The sequence below is a fragment of the Acinetobacter sp. YH12052 genome, assembly GCF_013419835.1.
GTDB lineage: Bacteria > Pseudomonadota > Gammaproteobacteria > Pseudomonadales > Moraxellaceae > Acinetobacter > Acinetobacter amyesii.
Window position 1 is genome coordinate 1 of record NZ_VOZI01000021.1, and the last position, 20,838, is coordinate 20,838.

Below are 20,838 nucleotides of genomic sequence, written 5' to 3' on the forward strand. Positions count from 1 at the left end.
CGTAGTGACGGATTGGAGAATCGTATTCTACGTGTGAAGTATTAATTGTAATACCACGTGCTTTTTCTTCTGGTGCAGAGTCGATTGCAGCGTAATCTTTCGCTTCACCACCGAATTTTTTTGCACACACAGTTGCAATCGCAGCTGTTAAAGTCGTTTTACCATGGTCAACGTGACCGATTGTGCCCACGTTAACGTGCGGCTTATTACGTTCAAACTTAGCCTTAGCCATGCTTTTCTTCCTCGTTTACGTCGAACACAATTCTGAGTAAAACCCAGCTCCGACATATCGCCTAAAAAAAAATAAACACCCAATACTTGAAAAGCAGACTAAAAAGCCTGCTTCTGGAATCTTGCGCAACATTTAAAGTTGCTAAACTGTAAAATCTGGAGCTCTTATCGAGATTTGAACTCGAGACCTCTCCCTTACCAAGGGAGTGCTCTACCACTGAGCTATAAGAGCAAATATAAGCACTTCAATAGATATGGAGCGGGAGACGAGGGTCGAACTCGCGACATGTAGCTTGGAAGGCTACCGCTCTACCAACTGAGCTACTCCCGCACGATGTTGGTACAAACCACTTATTGAAGTCTTAAAATTGGTGGTGAGGGAAGGATTCGAACCTTCGAAACTTTCGTAGCGGAGTTACAGTCCGCCCCCTTTGACCGCTCGGGAACCTCACCATTTTACACTTACTTCAGTGTTGTTCTTTCTACTCACTCTCAAACTTTCTAAGATGGTGCCGGCACACGGATTCGAACTGTGGACCTACTGATTACAAGTCAGTTGCTCTACCAACTGAGCTATGCCGGCGTTTCCTAGTGTTTCGTACGTTTCGTATCGGAACGGTGTGCAGTTTAGCAAATCTTGAAATCCTTGCAAGTGTTTTTTCTAAAAAAAACGTGAAAAACTCATAAAATCAATCCATTTGATGATAATTCAACCGCTTTGATCACTGCGCGAGCTTTTATTTGGGTTTCATTCCACTCTGATTCAGGATTAGAGTCATACACCACCCCTGCTCCAGCTTGAACATAGACCTTATTTTCTCGAATTACACAGGTACGAATCGCAATCGACATGTCCATTTCACCATGCCAGCCTAAATAACCAACAGCACCACCAAAAATTCCACGTTTTACTGGTTCAACTTCGTCAATAATTTCCATAGCGCGGATTTTTGGTGCGCCTGAAAGTGTGCCCGCAGGGAATGTTGCTTTAAAAACATCCAAAGCATCGACATCATCACGTACTTCACCTTGCACATTTGACACAATGTGCATGACATGCGAATAACGTTCGATCACCATTTGATCAGTCACGTGAACTTTACCGATTTTAGAAACGCGTCCAACATCATTTCGCCCCAAATCGATCAACATCAAATGCTCTGCAATTTCTTTTTCATCAGATAGCAAATCTTTTTCTAGCGCTAAATCTTCTTCTTTTGTTTTACCCCGTGGTCGCGTTCCCGCCAAAGGACGAACTGTTGCCACACCATTTTCTAAACGGGACAAAATTTCAGGTGATGAACCGACGATATGAAAAGGAATGTCATTTTCTAGTGTCTGCCCTTGCACCAAGAACAAATATGGCGATGGATTGAGGTGACGTAGTGCACGATAGACCTGCAAAGGCTCACCATCAAAATCGGATACCATACGATGGCCCGGCACAACCTGCATCACATCACCGGCCTTAATGTACTCTTTTACTTTCGCAATAGAGTCAATAAAGTTGTCATGTCCAGTGATGGATTCAAACTGTGGTGCAGTATGCTTATTTGCTTTGAGTGCAATTGGGGTTGCCAAAAGTTCTTCTAGCTCATCCAATTGCTGCTGCGCCTTGGTATAGGCCTCAGCATCATTTACATCGGCATGCACAATTAAGAATAAGGTATCCTTAAGGTTATCAAAGACGATGACGGTTTTTGATAGCATCATCCAAATATCCGGAATCCCGACCGGGTCAGCTTCTGGAACGTTATTGAGCTTTGGTTCGATATAACGTACAGCATCATAACCAAAGTATCCAACCAATCCACCGGTAAAGCTCGGCAACGCTGGCAAATCTTGCTGTGTAGGCACTTTATATTGTGCTTGGAAGTCACGAATGTATTGAAATGGGTCAGCACATTGTTGTTTTTCAACCGAGCCATCAGCATGTTGAACGGTCAACTGCCCTTCATTACACGAAAATACGGTGGACTCGCCCAAGCCAATAATGGAGTAACGCGCCCAGTTTTCGCCACCCTCTACAGATTCAAATAAATAGGCTTGTTTATGTTGTTTTAATCGCGCAAAGACAGACAGCGGAGTTTCTGTATCTGCCAAGCGCTGACGATATACCGGAATCAAGTTATATCCAGCAGTTTTCAGTTGTTCAAATTGAGTTTGTGTAGTCATTTGGGTTTCTCTATATTTCGCGTGGTCAATTTCAGTTAATTTCTTCTCATGCTGATTGAGTGACGCCATCGAAATACTACACACTTGCTCATTTTCACTTCCTTAACCCTACTTATTTCAACCCAATAATTCTTTTAAGTTATCAACCACGTGCTGCGGCTGACAATCTCGAATATTTTCACCATGATTATAGCCATAGCTGACCACAATACAATCAATACCCGCACGACGTGCTGCCTCTACATCATTGACAGAATCACCCACCATCAAAATTTGCTGTTTTGGTAAGGCATAATGTTCCGCACAATACTCTAGCTGCTTGGGATGTGGTTTCCGCTCTTCAAAACGATCTCCGCCTATCACATCATCAAAGTAATCATGCATACCCAGTGCTTGCACAATACTGCGTGCCGGTTGCTCTGGTTTATTGGTCACACAAATCAGAATTTTCTCTTCTGCTTTTGCCCAATCCAAGAACTCTAGAATGCCATCAAAGGGCTGCGTCAAAACACAAGGATCTGCATTGTAAATCTTTAGAAAAGTTTCCAGTAAAAGATGGTGCTGTGCGGCATCCACCTTTCCGGTCAAGTATTCAAGTACGCTATGACAAAACAATGAAGTTCCTTTCCCAATCCAGTTTCGCACCTGCTCTTCTGTGACCAAAGGTAATTGCAACGTATTTAGACTCATATTCATCGCACGATGTAAGTCAGATGCTGAATCGACTAGCGTTCCATCCAGATCAAATAAAATCATTTGGCGTTCTGCTAAACGAACTTCAAACATAATGTCCCTCTATTTTTTTGTAAATTTTCCCCATAAAAAAGGCATGCCCATGCATGCCTTTTGAGGAATGTCTCGGTTTATTTAAACAACACCCATGCAATAATTGCAAGAATGATTAAAACAATGACTGAGATTAAGCCTACAGAGGCATTTTTTTGCGCTTCACGCTCTTGCTCTACACATGTCGCTGGAATTTCTACATCACATGCTTCATTTTTCGGAGCAGCAGTAATGTCAATTCCCTCAGGGATTGGCGCAGGTTTAGGCACACCCACATTGGTCGGCATACCATCACGAGTCAATTGAACCGAGCCATCGCGCTCTTTCAACTCTGGCATCCCTTGATCATTCATTTGTTGTGCTGCAGTTTTAACGATAGGCTCTTGTGTCTCAGTTTCAGACGTGTTTGCTACAGACTCTTGTGCCGCAGTTTCAGAAACCGCAACAGCTTCAGACGGCTGCTGAACAGGTGTAATTTCTTCTGTTTGCAACGCTTCAACGCTTTGTTCAATATCCGCTGGGATCTGAACAGCTTTAGCTGGAGCCAATAAACTAAACTTCACACTGGCAAACTGTACAATATCACCTTCTTTTAAAAGTGATTCACCAGTCAAACGGACATCATTAATAAACGTCCCATTGGATGAATTGAGATCTTGCAACCAGAGTGCCTGATCTTTCAGTACAAAGGCAGCATGTTTACGCGATACATCAGATTCTTGTAAAACAATATCTGCTTGTTGATGACGACCCACCAACATATCTCGCTCAATACTAATTTCTTGTCCTGTTAAATCACCAGAAATTGCTTGAATTTTCCAAGTCATGAAGTTAATTCTCTATTGCTCGTTTTTTTCATCATAGCATGCAGTGGTTTCAAAGCTAAACCACTCTGCTGTCTAACCTAAGGCATGCCCGCCACTTTGCCATTCGGTACGGTAATGGTTTGGCGCTTCACCGTAGGTTCAATGGCTACTGGCGTGGAGACCACTGCCGCTGGCTGTGTCGTTTGTGGTGCTGTCGGTACCGTCTTATACACAGGCGCAGGTGCTGTACCTTTTGAAACAGGTATGCGCTGCTGATACACATCGTCCACATTTTCAGGTAATTTCGCAAAATTACCGTCATTATCCAGTGCCAGTTGCAGACTATAGAGCTGACTGTAACGTTGCTGAGACATTTTCTTCACATCAGCAGAATTTCCAACAATGGTCGGATGAATAAAGATCAGCAAATTGCGTTTACTGTTGGATTTTCCTTCCGAGCTAAAAAGTTTGCCCAGTACAGGAATAGCCCCGAGCCCCGGAACCGATTGACGTCCATGCAATGTATTGTCCGAGATCAAACCACCCAACACAATTGTTTGACCATGCTCTGCCAAGATCGAGGTTTTGATCGCGCGTTTAGTCGTAACCAAATCCGACGCTTGACCTTTATTGTCTTTTACATCAGAAACTTCTTGCTCGACCTCTAAACGCACCGAGCCGCCATCACCAATATGCGGCACAACTTTCAAAGTAACACCGACATCTTTACGCTCAATCGATGTATACGGATTGGCTGTACCACCATTGGTGGTGACCGAACCTGTCACAAATGGAACGTTTTCACCCACCACAATATAGGCTTCTTCGTTGTCCATCGTCACAATAGACGGTGTAGATAATAGATTCGATTTAGTTTTTTCTTTTAAGGCCTGAATCATCGCACCATAGAGTTTACGTGAACCATCACTGCCTTCACGATAGTCACCAAGGACCAAAGAAGTACCCGCACTCACCGCGCTACCCGCACCCGCAGCGCCACCAGTTAAATAACCTGCGGCAATATTCTTTAAACTAGAACCAAAGTTATCAAAGTTAATTAAGCCGATACCACTACTGATATCACCCAACGCCCATTGCACACCGAGCTGATCGGTATCCGTGCCTTCAACTTCAATAATCGCCGCTTCGATCAGCACTTGCTGACGACGAATATCGAGCTGCTGAATCGCAGACTCAATTTCACGCATGAGCTGCGGATCTGCTTTCACAATCAGTGCATTTTGTGTGGCATCGGCAATAATACTCACGCCATTGGCATTAAAACTTGAGATACCGTTTTGCGTATTATTGGAAGAGTTATTACTGTTGAGGTTAATACCTGAACTGGTGTTATTTTGTGAACTGAATGACTGTGCATTTGAACTATTACTATCATTCATTAAACTGTTCATCGTGCTGCTATTTGAGCTATTCGATGAATTTGTACTCGAAACGGCCTGCCCTGTGACCAAGCCTTGTAAGATTTCTGACAAGTTTTTGGCACTTGCATACTTTAGACGAAAAACTTTCAATCCACCCAATCGATCTGCAGCAGGCACATCTAAGGTCTCAATAATCTTACGAATACGCTTACGTGTCGCTGTATCACCTTTAATGATAATACGATTGGTTCGATTGTCCGCAATAATACGAATTCGTGAACCTTTCGGGTCTTTTGATGCGCCGGTCGAACTCATCGACTCTAACAGCCCAATCATTTCTTCGGCCTGACTCGATTGCAGCGTCACGGCTTCGATATCATTTTGACCCGTTCCATCTAAATTACGAATAATCGTTTCGAGCTGGTAAATATTACTAGCACGGTCTGAGACGATCAGCGCATTGGTCCCCGCCACTGCTGACAAATGTGCAAATTGCGGCATCAGTGGACGTAGGGCTGGAATTAAGTCGTTGGCATTGGTGTTATCAAGCCAAATTACTCGGGTGACAATTTGGTCTCCAGACGCACGGTGGCGCGCATCATAAGGAATGCCCGAGCTTTTTACATTACTGTCTGGAACCAGTTTAATGGTGTTGCCCGATGGAATCGCCACCACGCCATTGACATTCAATACACCGAGAAACAGGTCATAGACTTCATTTTTATTTAAAGGCTTATTGGAAATAACCGTTACATTTCCTCGTACCCGTGGATCAACTGCAAAATTTTTCCCCGTGATATCTGCGACTTCATTAATGAATGCCGTAAGATCTGCATCACGTAAATTGATTTTCCATGTTTGTGCATAACTTGCTGTGCTGACCATAGCAACCAAGGGCACCATGGCATAGGCAGCTAAAGTTGAACGGTTATTATTAAATAAAGCCATATACGCCTGTGTTTCCTAACCCTATAAAGTGATGAAACATCACTAAAAATCCTGTTGTATGGTCATCACTTGATCACCACGTTTGACTTCAAGTTTCACCTGCCCTTCACGGCGGGCTTGTTCTAATAATTGCGCCTCAGATTGTCCTGCACCGACTGCCTGCCCATTTAAAGACATGATGCGGTCACCCGGTTGCAAACCCAATTTATTTCTCAAGGCAGCAGGTGTTCGATTTGAAATCTCAAACCCACCATTACCTGATGGATTCACCCCCATTTCCTGCAGATATTGCTCACGATTTTCTGTCATGCGTTGTACGGCCTGACCAATCGCGGACTGCGTCGTGCCTTGCCCTGAATTTGCAGGATTAGCTGCATTTTGCATGCTGTTATTTTGCAAAGATCCGCCTGATGTTGCATTGGCTGTAGGGACAATCGGTTGATCTAATCCGTTTTCAATACCTTGGAACGCTAATTCACGCCGTGCACCATTACCCTGCGTTAAAATCACCTTATCCCAATAAACTTCAGCCAGTTGATATGATGAACCTTGAATGGTTTCTCCAACCAAGTAGCGATCTGAACTCTCATTGACCTTAATCACTGCCGACGAGTAGCGACTTGGCTGTCCAACCACCACACCTTGTAACACCATATTTAACTGCGCGTCAGCTGCTGAACTGCGGTTTTCCTGAAACAAGGCAAAAGAGCTAATATTAGGAACTTGCGTTTGCTGTGAACCCAATTCAACTCGGTCTAACTGCATGGCTTGTGGCGGTGCAATCAATAACCAAAATAAAGCGGCTAACTTCCAGCACAGGTACAAAATTATTAAAACCAAGACCACAGGTGCAAGTCGATCTGTTTGCTTCCAATTGATCTCGCGGATTTTTTCGAAATAGTCAGCCATCAGTTCACCCCACTCAATAGGGGTTGACGCGAACTAATCACATACGTATCTAATCCTGCCTTACCTTCATAGGAAGCAACATTCATCAAAAAGCGCTGGGTTAATTGCACATCCAACATGAGGTCTGGCTCAAGTGACATGTTCATCATTTTTTGTTCACGTTGATCTCGAACATCAATCGACAATTTGCCATTATCGTCTTTTAATTGAGCCAACATGGCAGGCACATTCATTGACTCTTGACGCTGTGCAAAGCTAAATGATAAATCCCCACCTGCCCACTGTATCTCGCCTGATGAACGACTAAATCCCTGTTGTGGCTTATATTTAAACTGCACATCTTTTAATTGAATGGCATTCATTGGCCATTGCCAATCGGCAAAACTTTTTAAGGTTTCAGGAGCAATTTGACCCTCTAAGTTTTTAATACTAATACTTTTACCAAAACCATACCCCATCACACCTTGTAGTTTGGTATTGCCACTATGAATTTCAACATTTGCACCCAAGCGTAATAAAATCAAATCCCACGGGCGTGTGTTCCAGTTTAACGAGCCTTTCAAATTTCCTCGTGTCCAATCTGCTTGCCCATGCCAAATATTGCCACTGACGTTATGTAGCATTTGGTTATTTTTATAAAACTTTGTAATGAGCCACGCTGCTGGCACTTGCAGCATAACGAAAATTAAAAAACTGATCGCAGCAAAAATGAGCCACCGAATATTATTAGTTTTATTGATCATCCCACCACAACCGATCCATCAATTTTTTTCCATCATTTAAACATTTTTCTTTATAGACACATTATGCATACTTTTTCTGCATAGCCAATTCAAAGAGATAAAAAAACCAGGCATTTGCCTGGTTTAATTATCCTGAACTCAGGATATGACGATTTCATGAATTGTTCTTAAATTAAGAAGTCTTCTAGTTTCGCGCCTTTTTCTAACTCAGCCACTAACCAACGTGGTTGTTTACCACGACCAGTCCACGTGTCATCTGCATTGGTTTTGCTACGGTAACGTGGCTCAACCGCTTTACGCGTTGATTTTTTACGTTTGCTTAAACCAAATTCAAGAATTTGTTCAACGCTTAAATCTAAATTTTCTGCAATTTCAACAATACGGTTATACGCATCTTCAATCGCTTGATCTTTTTTAGATGCAATCAGTGCTTCAGCTTCTACTTGAAGCTTCTTTAACTCTTCAACTGATAAATTACTAATATCAGGCATAATCTTTAACTCCGAAATTTCATTTTAATAATGCTTATGAAAACTCGCTCATAATATTATAATAAAATTTTTATTCAATAAATAATTTTCATTTTACTACAATATTTTAACACGACTCCTTAAAATATATAAAGTTAAATTGTATTTAAATATTATTTCCCACTGAATTTTCTAAGGCTTTTATTTTGGTTTTAATATTTTCTGGAATAGAGGTTTTTTGCAGGGTCATTTTATCCACGCACACAATAACCGCATCGCCTGTTGCAACGATTTTTTGTTGCTGTTCACTCCATAATATATAACCCATACGAAATGCACTATTTCTTAATTCTTCAACGCGCGTTGCCACTTTTAAAATATCAGGATAAACCACGGGGCTTAAATATTTACACTGGCTTGAAGCAACAACCGTAACCACAGACTGATTAAATATATCCAACTGATCTAAATAACCAATCCGCGCACTTTCCATATAACGATAATAATGCACGTTATTTACATGACCAAAAGCATCCATATCCCCCCAAGCTACGTGTTGAGTATGAATCAATGAATATTGAGCTAAATCTTTTTGCATATTATGTCCTTATATTCGAATTTCCATAAAATTAGCATTATTTTCAAATATTAAATTTAATTGTTTGGTCAAATATTCCTGCTGATTTAAAGCTGACTTGATACGTAAATAACTCATTAATACATCATCTGGATATAATTCTAATAATGCATCCGCCTCAGCTTGGCGTTCTGTCGCTTGGTAAATATTCCATTTTGCAAAACTAAAAACAGGTAGTGCAGGATACTTTTCTTCCCAACGTTGAATCTGCTGTTCTACAGCCACATAGTCAGGGTTTTGCTTCAACATTTTTTGCTGGAACCACAAAAAGAACACTTCTTTGTTAAATTGCTGTTCAAGTAAATGAATAGCCAATTGCTCATGTTCCTGACTCATCTCTGGCATACGAGACAAGACTTTTAACCACAACACTTTGACCGCATATTTACGCTCTGTTATTTGATCTTGCAAATCCAAATAACGCTGCTTTAAATGCTGTAAGTCATCGACATCAGCTTGATCAAATGCAGATAATAATTGCTCCAACCAAGCTTGTTTTGTCAGCTCATCTAAATGTCCATAACGTGTCGAACGCAAATACAACCAAGGAAACTGCAACGCAAACATGCCCCATAGCGTGGTTAAACGCTGCTCATAGGCAGTGCTGACTTTTTGCAACCATGGCGATAATTCATGTTGATTCAAAAATTCGAGATGCGTTAAAGCCTTTTCACCCTCTTGTTGGGATAAATAAATTTCAATCCGTTGCAATTCTGCGAGTTCAAAAGCCATTGGATTGGTCTGAGTTAATGCATTTAATGCTGTTTCATATTGTTGCTGAATCCAATATAAACGCGCATCAATCACCCCTTTTAATAATCCAGACTCAGTAAAAGCTTGCTGAATAAAGTTTTTTTGATCTTGCGCAGCATTTAAAAGCCAAATGACAGCCAATTGTTCATAGGGATGCAGTTTATTAAAACTAAAGACTGTTTCAGATTTACGCTGCTCTCGACTTAAATAGCGTTTAACCGCATACCAAAGCATTTGCACGAACAAACTCAGTAGTGCCAGCAATAATGCTAAAAACCAAATATTGGATTGAACTTGCCATTCACGCCAGTATAAATAGACATAGCCTGCACCATGTCCAAAACTCAGCAAACTAATAATGGCAACAACCAATAAGCTAATAAATAAATAGGCCAATAAAATATGTTTCATAGTCGATTATCCTATGAGTGCCCGAGTATTTAATAGCGGTACAGAAATAACCGGAATGTCCTTTAATTGTTCTAGACGTTGGCGTATCGGTTTTAATGAAGCATCTGGCAATTGCTGCATAATTTGCATAATTTCAGTGATTTCTTGTTGAAATTGAGGATATTGTCCTTGATTTAAAACTTGCTGAGCCAAAATTAAACGTAACTGCATTTCTTTTAATACCAAGCTACGCTGCATTAATACGGGACTCGGTTGTTCGACTGATTCGACTTGAATCCATTTTTGCCAAAAAGAAAGACCTTTTTGCTGCTCTTTTGAACTGTATGGCTTTAATATTTCTTTTTCTAACAATTGATCGATGGATTGCAGGGTATTTTTCACTTTATCAGATTGCAACTGACGCTCTGTCACATATTGCTTTAAGGTCTCACGGTCTTTTTGAATCACCTGATGCAAACTCATACGCAGTGCAGGTGCCAAGCTCAACTGATCTAATTGTTGGTCTAATTGGTTTAATTTTTCTAAAGCGACAGCAAATTGTTGTTGCTGCATGGCAAATTCAACCAAATCAAGTTGCTGGCCCACAACCATCATTGGCTCAATACTATGGGTCGCCTCAGCAGCAATCGAAGCATTCGATGTCGTTGCAGCCGACATCTCGGTCGTTGTGCCATTCAACTGGCGTTTCAAAGCCACGACCTGATCATTCAAACCTGCATTGCGCTGTTGCAATAAAGTTTGTTGTTGCATCAGTTCGGTTTGTTGAGCATTGACCTGAAACAAGTCAAAACTGAGTTTAGCCAACCAAAGTACGGCGACAATGACCACAACGACAAACAACTTCTTCATGTATTTCCCTGCACGACTTGCACATGCTGCAATATGTGTGTCGCGTTTAAATCTTCGAGTTGAATAATTTTAAAATCTTTGTTCAGTGTTATACGACTTTGCTCAAGTAGCTCGAACAACCTTACACCTAAAACTAAAAAATGTGCATGACTCAGCACTGATAAATGCGACTGAATCAAGTCAAGCCAATTGAGCCAACTGGCCTCACTGGTGATCAACATACAATACGGAGATGACAACTGATGTTCAGAAATGAGTGTTTTTACTTTTTGAGTGGTCTCTTCCGGTAGATGCCGTTCGTATAGCACAAAATTGAGAATCTGAATGCCACGTGCTAGCAACTGCTGCATCATAAATTGACGACCACCTTCACCGCGCCAAAACGCTACACAAGCCCCGGCCTCTAATTGTTCTAAATGGCTTAAGGTGAGCATTCCCTCTGAGGTTTCCACCTGCGGCACAACACTGTGAATGCCATAATCAGCCAGCTTTGCTGCGGTTGCGTCACCGACTGCAATCCATTGAGTATGTTCGAGCTGTTCAAGTGAAATGCCTGCCTTACGCAGACCTTGTATACCAAAGGTGACCGCAGAGGGGCTCACCACAACCAATACATCCGCAGCACTCAACCGGGCGTAGCACGCTGCCAATGCTTCTGACCATGCCCGCGGCTTGAGCTCAAGTAATGGAAGCTCAGCCACAGCAACACCCGCAGAGCGCAGCGTCAAGCTAAGCTGCGCTGCACGATCTGTCGGACGTGTATTGATAAAAAGCATGTATTAATACAGTGCCTTTAAAATTTCACCGGCACCTTGGGTTAACAAGTCTTGGGCCAATTTGACACCGAGCTGTTCAGCCTGTTCGGGAAGACCTACTTGCTGTGCTTTCAACAAGGTTTGACCGTCAACACTACCGACTCGACCTTCCAAATGAATCTGACCATTTTCTAAGGTTGCATAACCTGCAATCGGTACTTGACAGCCACCTTCTAGATATGCATTAAAAGCACGTTCTGCACGTACACAAGAATTGGTCTCTGCATGCATTAAGGGCAAAATTAAATCCAATACAGCTTGATCTTGGCTACGACATTCTAGGCCCAATGCACCTTGTCCAACTGCAGGTAAACTCACAACAGGCTCAAGAGTATGACGAATACGCTCTGCTAAGCCCAAACGCTTCAGCCCTGCACTCGCCAAAATAATCGCATCATAGTTACCCGCATCGAGTTTAGATAAACGCGTACCCACATTGCCACGCAGATCAATAATTTCAAGGTCTGGACGTTGTTTTAAAATTTGGCATTTGCGGCGCAAGCTCGACGTTCCAACCTTCGCACCCTGGGGTAAATCATCAAAACTGTTATAAGTATTTGAAACGAAAGCATCTAATGGGTCTTCACGCTCACAAATCACGGCCAAGCTTAAACCTTCAGGCAAAGCCATTGGCACATCTTTCATCGAATGAACTGCCAAGTCTGCACGACCATCCAACAACGCCGCTTCTAACTCTTTTACAAATAATCCTTTCCCCCCAATTTTGGCTAAAGGGGTATCTAGAATCTTGTCACCTTGGGTCACAAAGGTCACCAACTCAACTTTCAAATTTGCATGAAGTGCTTCTAAGCGTGCACGAATATGTTCCGCCTGCCAAAGTGCAAGCGGGCTTTGTCGAGTTGCGATCTTAAGGATATTCATAAATTTTAAAATACAGTCTATAGGGCTATTATTCTAAACTTAACTTGCTCAGTTGAAAATGCAAGCTTAATTCGCAATGTGCTTTGACACTTGCCCTATAATTTTTGTATTCGCTCACGTAAATTCGGTAAATGTCGACGGCTGACCGCCAAACGCTCTTCTAAATCTCGACAACGCACCTGATACTGCCCCGAGCTTACGACTTCTAAACCTTCTAAAAAGCTCACAGACACCAAGGCATTTCGATGAATACGTATAAAGCGATCACCAAATTCATGCTCTAAATCCTTCAGCGTTTCATCAATAAGTACATTGCCATTTTTATGCCGAACAGTGACATATTTCTGATCTGCAAGAAAATAATAAATATTTTCCACAGGGACCAGTTCTACACCACGATAAGTCTTTGCCGCGATTTGATGGCGGCTGATTTTAATTTCGTCCATATTTTCTTTTTGTTTTATCGTGCTCAATTGAGCTTGGGTTAATTTAGTTAAATGATCTAAAACCTGCTGCAATTCCTGTTGCATAACCGGTTTTAGTAAATATCCCTCTGCATTCGACTTAAATGCATCAAGTGCATGATGATCATATGCAGTACAAAAAATAATAGCGGGCATGGGGTCTAATTCACGCAACAATTTAGCGCAAGTCAGCCCATCCATTTCAGGCATTTGTATATCTAGTAAGATGACATCAGGCTCGAGGCTTTGAGCCAAGTCAATCGCTTGTTGACCATGTGAGGCTTTCGCAACCACTTGATGTCCAAGTTGAGTGACTAAACGTGACAATCGCTCTACTGCTAGAGGCTCATCATCACAGATCAGGATGTCCATTTCTCCTCCTTATCTCGTTAACGTCATTTATTTTTATTGGTCAACTGAGATTTCTATTTATATTGATATTGCACCACAGTCGTATACATTCCCTCGCCTGCGTAGGTTTGAAAAGTGACATGCTGACCATAATATGCCTCAAGTCGCTGTTTCACATTTTCGATGGCAATACCATTCCCCTGACGTAATTTAATTGTATCCTGTGTATAAGGATTTGTAATAACGATATTAATTTGATTTTGTAATATTTCAATCAATATATTTATCGTACTCTTTGTCAAAATCTTTTCGACTCCATGAAAAATACTATTTTCTAATAAAGGTTGTAAAGTTAATAGTGGAATTTGTACTTGAGCGTACTGTTCAATGTCGGCCAGTTTCCACTCCACATTGAGCCGATCGCCCAATCGCATTTGTTCGATGGCCAAATAACGCTGACACAAATCGATCTCATCTTTGAGACTCACCAGTTTCAATTCTTGAAAACTCGCACGGAACAATCGAGATAAATTCAGTAGCATTTGCTCCGCTTTATCTGGGTCAATCGCAATCAAGCTAATCACATTGTTTAAGCTATTAAATAAAAAATGTGGATGAATCCGAGCTTGCATAGCCTGAATGCGTGAGTTTAATTCACTATGATGTTGTCGACCCCACTGTTCTCTTAAATATAAATATCGAAAACAAAATGCCCCAAGTAATACCCCATAGCTCAGATTTAAAACCACACTAGCAGTTAAAACATCTGCACTCAAACCAGCTAAACTGAAATTTTCACCAAAATAGATCAAAACATTTAAAATTAAGGTGGTGAATAACACCAAAGCTTGCAATAAAACAAACCCGCTAAACATGAGCATTTTCATGCTTAAACCACGCGTCTTGCTCTGCAAAAGCTCTGAAAATGCTGCAAATGCCAATAATATCCAGTTAATAAACAACACATGCTGCATGACACTGTAAACACTTAAGGCTTGCCACGATTGAGCTTGTGCCAAAGCCAAGACCAACGCCACAATATTGCCCGCAAGAAAAAGCTCCCACAAATAATGCCAACGGCCCATTTTTCTTGAAAATACAGAAATTGTCATAGGCCCAAACCTTGTCTAAAAGTTTGATCAACTTGCCCTTCGGCAACTGGGTTCGAATTTGCTATACTCTTGTTCAGTTCTATGCTTTTTATCTTATTGAGCCGACATGACCACATCTTCTAATTCCTCAAATCCGTCACAAGCCCAAACTTCAGGCATGTGGGGCGGTCGTTTTTCCGAAGCTACTGACGCTTTTGTTGCTGAATTTACAGCATCTGTACAGTTTGACCAACGCTTTTATAAACAAGATATTGCAGGTTCAATTGCACATGCAACCATGCTTGCAAAAGTTGGCGTTCTAACTGAACAAGAGCGTGACGATATTATTAATGGCTTAAACACTATTAAAGCAGAAATTGAAGCGGGTAACTTCGAATGGCGCATTGACCTAGAAGATGTGCACATGAATATTGAGTCACGCTTGACTCAACGTATCGGTATTACAGGTAAAAAACTACACACCGGTCGTAGTCGTAATGACCAAGTTGCAACCGATATCCGTCTGTATGTTCGCGACGAAATCGATGCGATTTTAGAATTATTGAAAAAATTACAAAAAGGCATCCTAGGCTTAGCAGCGAAAAATACCAATACCATCATGCCGGGCTTCACGCATTTACAAACTGCACAGCCAGTGACTTTTGGTCACCATTTAATGGCATGGTTTGAAATGTTAGTACGTGACTCAGAGCGTTTAATTGACTGCCGTAAACGGACCAACCGTATGCCTTTAGGTTCTGCTGCACTTGCTGGAACAACCTACCCAATCGACCGTGCATTCACTGCAGAACTACTAGGTTTCGAAGCTGTAGCTGAAAACTCTTTAGACGCTGTATCTGACCGTGATTTTGGTATTGAATTCAATGCTGCAGCATCACTCATCATGATGCATTTATCACGTATGTCAGAAGAAATGATTCTTTGGACATCGGCTCAGTTCAAATTTGTGAACATTCCTGACCGTTTCTGCACTGGCTCTTCAATCATGCCGCAAAAGAAAAACCCAGACGTTCCTGAGTTGATCCGTGGTAAAACTGGCCGTGTATATGGTGACTTGATGAGCCTATTGACCCTGATGAAAGGTCAACCATTGGCATACAACAAAGACAACCAAGAAGATAAAGAACCACTATTCGATGCAATCGATACTGTTCGTGGCTCACTCATGGCATTTGCCGACATGATCCCTGCACTAGTGCCAAACATTGACATCATGCGTGAAGCAGCGCTGCGTGGCTTCTCAACTGCAACTGACCTTGCCGACTACCTAGTTAAAAATGGCGTGGCATTCCGTGATGCACATGAGATTGTGGGTAAAGCAGTTGCTCTCGGTGTTCAAGAAGGCAAAGATCTTTCAGAATTAACCCTTGAGCAACTTCAACAGTTCTCTGACTTGATTCAGGCCGATGTCTTCAAAAAAGCTTTAACACTCGAAGCATCTGTCAATGCACGTAACCACATTGGTGGTACTGCACCTGCTCAAGTTGAAGCAGCAATTGAACGCGCGCACGCACGTTTAGAAAAACTTTACGCATAACTTTTTCAAGTTAAATGGAGTATTGATATGTCTCGACAAGTTTTTTGCCGTAAATATCAGGCTGAAATGGAAGGTTTAGACTTTGCACCATTCCCGGGTGCAAAGGGACAAGAATTGTTTGATACGATATCTAAACAAGCTTGGCAAGAATGGCTAAAACACCAAACCACGTTGATCAATGAAAAACGTTTAAACGTGTTTGAAGCTGACGCGAAAAAGTTCCTTGAAGAGCAACGTGAAAAATTCTTCAGCAATGATGAATCTTTAGAAAAAGCCGAAGGCCTAAAGCCTGAGTAAAACTTAAAGCATTGCTTTAAGTTTTACGCAAGACAAGCGAAGCGCGTAGTTTCAAATGTCATGAAGGAGTCCAAAGGGGCTCCTTTTTTTATACTCCGCCACGCCGCAAGACAAGCAGCTATGCTGCGCGTGGGCTTTAATTGAAAAGAATCTCCAAGTTTGGGGATTCTTTTTTACTACTCTACAAATGATGCAAGACAAGCGAAGCGCGTAGTTTCAAATGTCATAAAAGAGTCCAAAGGGGCTCCTTTTATAAATTTAGAAGCACTGTTATTTTCACAAAACAAAGATGACGTCTGTGTAAGCTTTCATTGGGAAATGATCTTCATCATTGCTGGAATATCTTTTATCCATTGATCAATTTTATTTAAACTTAAATAAATGAATTTATTATTTAAATAATGTTAATTGTATTTTTTCCATTACATATATCGATTTTTATCGTTTAAATCCAAACAAAACCTACCAAAGTTATCGACCAATTTGTATCAAAAATTCTTAATGTAAATTTGTGATACATTTCTCAATAAAACACAACATTACACTACAAGAAACTCCATGTATTTCTAAGTCTGCTTTCCTATACTAGCAATCAAGGAGATGGAAACATCTTCCATAATAGCGATAAGTAACCCCGATTTTCCTTCCCAGATTTCCCCCAAAATCTGGGAATTTTTTTATCCAAAATTTGCGCTAACGTCTCACATTTAACTTCAAGCTCTATTCAAATGAAGCGTTGTTCAAACTAGACAAACCCTCAATTTTTTCTAAAAGCTAGGCAATAAAAAAGCCCCGATAACGGAGCTTTTAATAATCTACATTTTTTCATCAAGGCTGTTTTAAATACGGCCATGCGGCTTTCAAATATATAAACATCGACCATAAAGTTAAAACCACTGCTGTATAGAGCAATCCATACGCCAACATTTCAAGGGGTTGCCAATTCAGCAAAAATACTGAGATCGCAATCATCTGAAATGCTGTTTTATATTTACCAACGGTTGAAACCGCAACACTGGTACGTGCGCCTAATTCAGCCATCCATTCACGTAGCGCAGACACTGTAATTTCACGTGAAATAATCACAATCGCTGCAAAGGCCATCGAAATGGTCGGTTGCCATTGCACCAAGACGATCAACGCAGTTGCGACCATCAGCTTATCTGCTACAGGATCGAGAAAACGTCCAAATGCTGAAGTCTGATTTAAACTTCTCGCAAGGTAGCCATCAAACCAGTCAGTGACAGCTGCGATCACAAAAATAGCGGTCAGCAATATATGACGTGACATGCTTGCAGCATGCTCACCCACGCCCATTGCAGGTGGCCAGTACGCCACCAACAAAAACACAGGAATTAAAGCAATTCGTGCCAATGTTAAAATATTAGGAATATTCAGGATTCGACCTGTTGTCATAGACACCCCAGTTTTCCCCTCATGCACGATGAAAATGCAAAATAATTTGAGGATTTATCCATCGTTAGTTGCACTCACTTTATACGAAATGCCCCTCAGTGTCACTAGGCAAACACCGTAACAGTCTGTCGCGCAATCGCTATCAACTGGTTATTTTCATCCCATAAATGAGCATATTCCGTGGCGTAGCCATCCGCGGCATAGTCGGTAAATACTTTATATTTAAACCAATTACGCAAGCTTGATTGCAAGGGATGCACATAGGTCAATGTCCATGTTAAAGAACTCGCAGGCGCCATGGTTTTGTACATAGGCAGCACGCCGGGCGGCCACATATCCATCGAGACCAGTAAATCGGCTACTGTCATCTTACGGTTATCATGACGTTCTGGGTTAAAACGCATCCAACCACTAAAGTCAGGCTTTTTGCTTGCAGTACACGGATACTGCCCATCTACCCAGGCCAAATCCATTTGCTGAAAGCACTGTGGTGCAAGTGGATGATGTTCGGCAATCTTTAAGCTGCTCACTTCAGGAAAATCGGGTGCTTGACGCTCCTGATTGACGGCAATGCTTGATTCACGTGGAACACCAAAGCTCGCCAATAAAATGCTTTGTACGGCATCATCTTGCCAAAGTCGAACTTCGATGGTGGTGACGGATTTGCCCTGTCTTAAAATTTCAGCACTTAAACGCACGGGCGCCAATTGTACTGGCCCAACAAAGGTCACATTACAACTGAGTAAACGTCGCTGCGGATCTGCAATGGTGGCAACGGCTTTGAGCATCATCATGCCAGCCACTAAGCCGCCATAGATCGTACGTCCTTGCAACCATCCTTCTGGAATCTCAACCCATTCATTGTGTTCAATATGTTGATACAACTGTGCGAGTGACATCATCATCCCTGATCATATTTTTGATTTTTATATCATTGTATAAAAATTAAATGATGTGAATGATCTGTGACTCATGCGTCAATGAGCATTTTGGCAAATTCAGGATTGACGCGTCATCGATTGGGCTTAGTTCGCGCTATTCATGCAGGATTTTATAAATGGTGCGCGCCATCACATCGCCTAATCCCGGTACAAGTTTTAAATCATTTTCCGAAGCTTTGAGTACCCCCTGAATGCCACCAAAATGGGTCAACAGATCCCGACGACGTTTTGGCCCTAAGCCCGGAATCACCTCAAGTACCGATGAGCCACGCTTTTTATCTCGTTTCGCTCGATGTTTAGTAATAGCAAAGCGGTGGGCTTCATCACGAACCTGTTGAATCAAATGCAGGGCTTTATGGTCTTCGGGCAATTGGATTTTTTCACCATCGGTAAAGTGCAAGGTTTCCAGACCCGGTTTACGCCCCTCACCTTTGGACACCCCGACCATAAAGGCATCGAGCTCAAGTTCTTGCATGACTTCCATCGCCATGTGTAATTGACCTTTACCCCCGTCAATTAATAGCAAATCGGGCAGCATATGCTTTTTATAGCGGCGGGTCAGCGCTTGACGCATGGCAGCATAATCATCGCCTTCGGTAATATCATTGATGGAAAATTGGCGATAGTCACGCTTTCTTGCGCCGCCCGCATCAAAGACCACACAAGACGCGATGGTTGCCTCCCCCATGGTATGAGAAATATCAAAACACTCAATACTGTCAATCGGCCGCCCAACGACTTGCTCTAACTGATGAAAGCGCTCATTCAATTCAAAATGATCAGCCAATTTACCTTTAATCGCATGTTGTACATTCATCTGTGCCAATTCTTGCCACTCTGCACGGGTTTCACGCACTTTATGTTTGATTTGAATCCGCTTTTCAAAGTGTTGGTACAACGCATCTTCCATGTCTTTACGATCTGGAATATCGACATTAATGATGAGTTCCGCAGGGATTTCGTCTGCCACCTGAAAGTAAAAATTGGCAATAAAATCTGAGAGCATTTGCCCCAAATCATCGCCCAACATGTCAGGAAAATAACTCTTTCCGCCGAGCATTTTACCATTGCGCACATGCATAATCTGCACACAGGTCACACCGGCTTGATAAGCAATGGCAATGATATCGGCCTCACCTTTGACTTTATAAATCGCTTGCTGGGTTTGTACATCACGCAGCAGTGCCATACGATCACGATAAAACACCGCCTTTTCAAACTCGAGTGCTTTGGCCGCAGCTTCCATTTTCCCAATCAGCTCTTGATTAAGCTCTTTAGTGTCGCCTTGTAAAAACCGAATCGAGTTATTGACATCTTCTTTGTAATCTTCGGGTGAGATCAAACCCACACAAGGCGCGGAACAGCGTTTAATTTGGTATTGCAAGCATGGTCGTTTGCGCTGCGAAAAATAGCTATTTTCACACTGACGCACATTAAACAGTTTTTGCAGCACCACCAAAGTGTCACGCGCGTTATAAGCACTCGGATAAGGCCCGAAAAACTTACCGGCCTGATGCTTCGCTTTGCCTCGCCCTGCGGCAATTCGTGGATAGGGTTTATCGGCTGAAATAAAGATATAAACATAAGACTTATCATCACGCAGCATGATGTTATACGGTGGACGATGCAGCTTAATCAGGTTTTGTTCGAGCAATAAGGCTTCCGTTTCAGAACGCACCACCAAACTTTCAATATCATAAATACGGGCGACCAAGGCTTGCGTCTTGGGATGCTCAATGGTTTTGACAAAATAACTCGACACACGATTTTTTAAATTCTTTGCTTTACCCACATACAGCAACTCACCGTCTTTACCCAGCATGCGGTAAACACCGGGTAGAGTCGTCATATTGGCAAGAATTTTTTCAATATGTTCGCGTGCGTTTTCGTTCACTTTTGCCTTGTTCCATCTTCGATATTGCT

General features: G+C 41.9%; 19 protein-coding genes, 4 tRNA genes and 1 pseudogene. 2 read left to right on the forward strand and 22 right to left on the reverse strand.

The features are described from left to right. From FTU06_RS14185 to FTU06_RS14275, 19 genes and pseudogenes are all read right to left on the reverse strand, one after another. The coding region (locus FTU06_RS14185; RefSeq protein WP_249680400.1) for a GTP-binding protein at positions 1–232 on the reverse strand (232 nt) is incomplete at its 3' end. Positions 233–388: 156 nt separating this feature from the next. After that, a tRNA-Thr gene (locus FTU06_RS14190) sits at positions 389–463 on the reverse strand. A gap of 23 nt (positions 464–486) precedes the next feature. Next, positions 487–562: transfer RNA gene (locus FTU06_RS14195), tRNA-Gly, on the reverse strand. A 38-nt stretch (positions 563–600) separates the two neighbouring features. Further along, positions 601–684 (reverse strand) — tRNA-Tyr (locus FTU06_RS14200). Between the two features lie 54 nt (positions 685–738). Continuing rightward, positions 739–814, reverse strand: a tRNA-Thr gene (locus tag FTU06_RS14205). Positions 815–912: 98 nt separating this feature from the next. After that, positions 913–2,406, reverse strand: coding sequence for an anthranilate synthase component I (trpE, locus tag FTU06_RS14210; protein WP_078193306.1), 1,494 nt, complete (start codon positions 2,404–2,406; stop codon positions 913–915). Positions 2,407–2,523: 117 nt separating this feature from the next. Continuing rightward, entirely contained in the window at positions 2,524–3,192 is a 669-nt protein-coding gene (locus FTU06_RS14215; RefSeq protein ID WP_180147249.1) for a phosphoglycolate phosphatase, read from the reverse strand. A gap of 77 nt (positions 3,193–3,269) precedes the next feature. Then, positions 3,270–4,019, reverse strand: coding sequence for an FHA domain-containing protein (locus FTU06_RS14220; protein ID WP_180147251.1), 750 nt, complete (start codon positions 4,017–4,019; stop codon positions 3,270–3,272). Positions 4,020–4,096: 77 nt separating this feature from the next. Further along, positions 4,097–6,328, reverse strand: coding sequence for a type II secretion system secretin GspD (gspD, locus tag FTU06_RS14225; RefSeq protein WP_180147253.1), 2,232 nt, complete (start codon positions 6,326–6,328; stop codon positions 4,097–4,099). Positions 6,329–6,370: 42 nt separating this feature from the next. Beyond that, complete coding sequence (locus tag FTU06_RS14230) at positions 6,371–7,237, reverse strand: type II secretion system protein N (protein WP_180007029.1); 867 nt, start codon at positions 7,235–7,237, stop codon at positions 6,371–6,373. Continuing rightward, entirely contained in the window at positions 7,237–7,980 is a 744-nt protein-coding gene (gene gspN / locus FTU06_RS14235) for a type II secretion system protein N (protein ID WP_168379021.1), read from the reverse strand. Before gspN ends, FTU06_RS14230 begins: the two co-directional genes overlap by 1 nt. A gap of 167 nt (positions 7,981–8,147) precedes the next feature. After that, on the reverse strand, positions 8,148–8,474 hold the full coding sequence (locus FTU06_RS14240) for an H-NS family nucleoid-associated regulatory protein (RefSeq protein WP_180007248.1): 327 nt from the start codon (positions 8,472–8,474) through the stop codon (positions 8,148–8,150). 142 nt (positions 8,475–8,616) lie between these two features. Beyond that, positions 8,617–9,048, reverse strand: coding sequence for a thioesterase family protein (locus tag FTU06_RS14245; RefSeq protein WP_180007027.1), 432 nt, complete (start codon positions 9,046–9,048; stop codon positions 8,617–8,619). A gap of 9 nt (positions 9,049–9,057) precedes the next feature. Beyond that, a complete protein-coding gene (locus FTU06_RS14250; RefSeq protein WP_180007025.1) occupies positions 9,058–10,251 on the reverse strand; it encodes a heme biosynthesis protein HemY in 1,194 nt (397 codons plus the stop codon). Positions 10,252–10,257: 6 nt separating this feature from the next. Next, positions 10,258–11,100 (reverse strand): hypothetical protein, encoded by an 843-nt coding sequence (locus FTU06_RS14255; RefSeq protein WP_180007023.1) that lies wholly within the window; start codon positions 11,098–11,100, stop codon positions 10,258–10,260. Further along, positions 11,097–11,876 carry a uroporphyrinogen-III synthase gene (locus FTU06_RS14260; protein WP_180147255.1) on the reverse strand — a complete coding sequence of 260 codons (780 nt, stop codon included), beginning with the start codon at positions 11,874–11,876 and terminating at the stop codon, positions 11,097–11,099. The genes FTU06_RS14255 and FTU06_RS14260 overlap by 4 nt, the downstream gene beginning before the upstream one ends. A gap of 3 nt (positions 11,877–11,879) precedes the next feature. Further along, entirely contained in the window at positions 11,880–12,797 is a 918-nt protein-coding gene (gene hemC, locus FTU06_RS14265) for a hydroxymethylbilane synthase (RefSeq protein ID WP_218945470.1), read from the reverse strand. A 95-nt stretch (positions 12,798–12,892) separates the two neighbouring features. Then, positions 12,893–13,633: a LytTR family DNA-binding domain-containing protein gene (locus FTU06_RS14270; RefSeq protein ID WP_180002830.1), complete on the reverse strand. Its 741-nt coding sequence runs from the start codon at positions 13,631–13,633 to the stop codon at positions 12,893–12,895. A gap of 53 nt (positions 13,634–13,686) precedes the next feature. Further along, positions 13,687–14,840: pseudogene (locus FTU06_RS14275) on the reverse strand (sensor histidine kinase). Here FTU06_RS14275 and argH point away from each other — a divergent pair. Both argH and FTU06_RS14285 read left to right on the forward strand, forming a co-directional pair. Then, positions 14,831–16,261 carry an argininosuccinate lyase gene (argH, locus tag FTU06_RS14280; protein WP_180007020.1) on the forward strand — a complete coding sequence of 477 codons (1,431 nt, stop codon included), beginning with the start codon at positions 14,831–14,833 and terminating at the stop codon, positions 16,259–16,261. The pseudogene FTU06_RS14275 and the gene argH sit on opposite strands and share 10 nt — an antisense overlap. Before the next feature lie 27 nt (positions 16,262–16,288). Next, positions 16,289–16,558, forward strand: a complete 270-nt coding sequence (locus tag FTU06_RS14285; protein ID WP_180007019.1) for an oxidative damage protection protein — start codon at positions 16,289–16,291, stop codon at positions 16,556–16,558. An 828-nt stretch (positions 16,559–17,386) separates the two neighbouring features. On the opposite strand, the gene pgsA is transcribed toward FTU06_RS14285, so the two are convergent. The 3 genes from pgsA to uvrC form a co-directional block, all read right to left on the reverse strand. After that, positions 17,387–17,974, reverse strand: coding sequence for a CDP-diacylglycerol--glycerol-3-phosphate 3-phosphatidyltransferase (pgsA, locus tag FTU06_RS14290; protein ID WP_078190467.1), 588 nt, complete (start codon positions 17,972–17,974; stop codon positions 17,387–17,389). A gap of 104 nt (positions 17,975–18,078) precedes the next feature. After that, positions 18,079–18,873 (reverse strand): thioesterase family protein, encoded by a 795-nt coding sequence (locus FTU06_RS14295; RefSeq protein WP_180089652.1) that lies wholly within the window; start codon positions 18,871–18,873, stop codon positions 18,079–18,081. A gap of 136 nt (positions 18,874–19,009) precedes the next feature. Further along, entirely contained in the window at positions 19,010–20,809 is a 1,800-nt protein-coding gene (uvrC, locus tag FTU06_RS14300) for an excinuclease ABC subunit UvrC (protein WP_180147277.1), read from the reverse strand. Positions 20,810–20,838 lie beyond the last annotated feature (29 nt).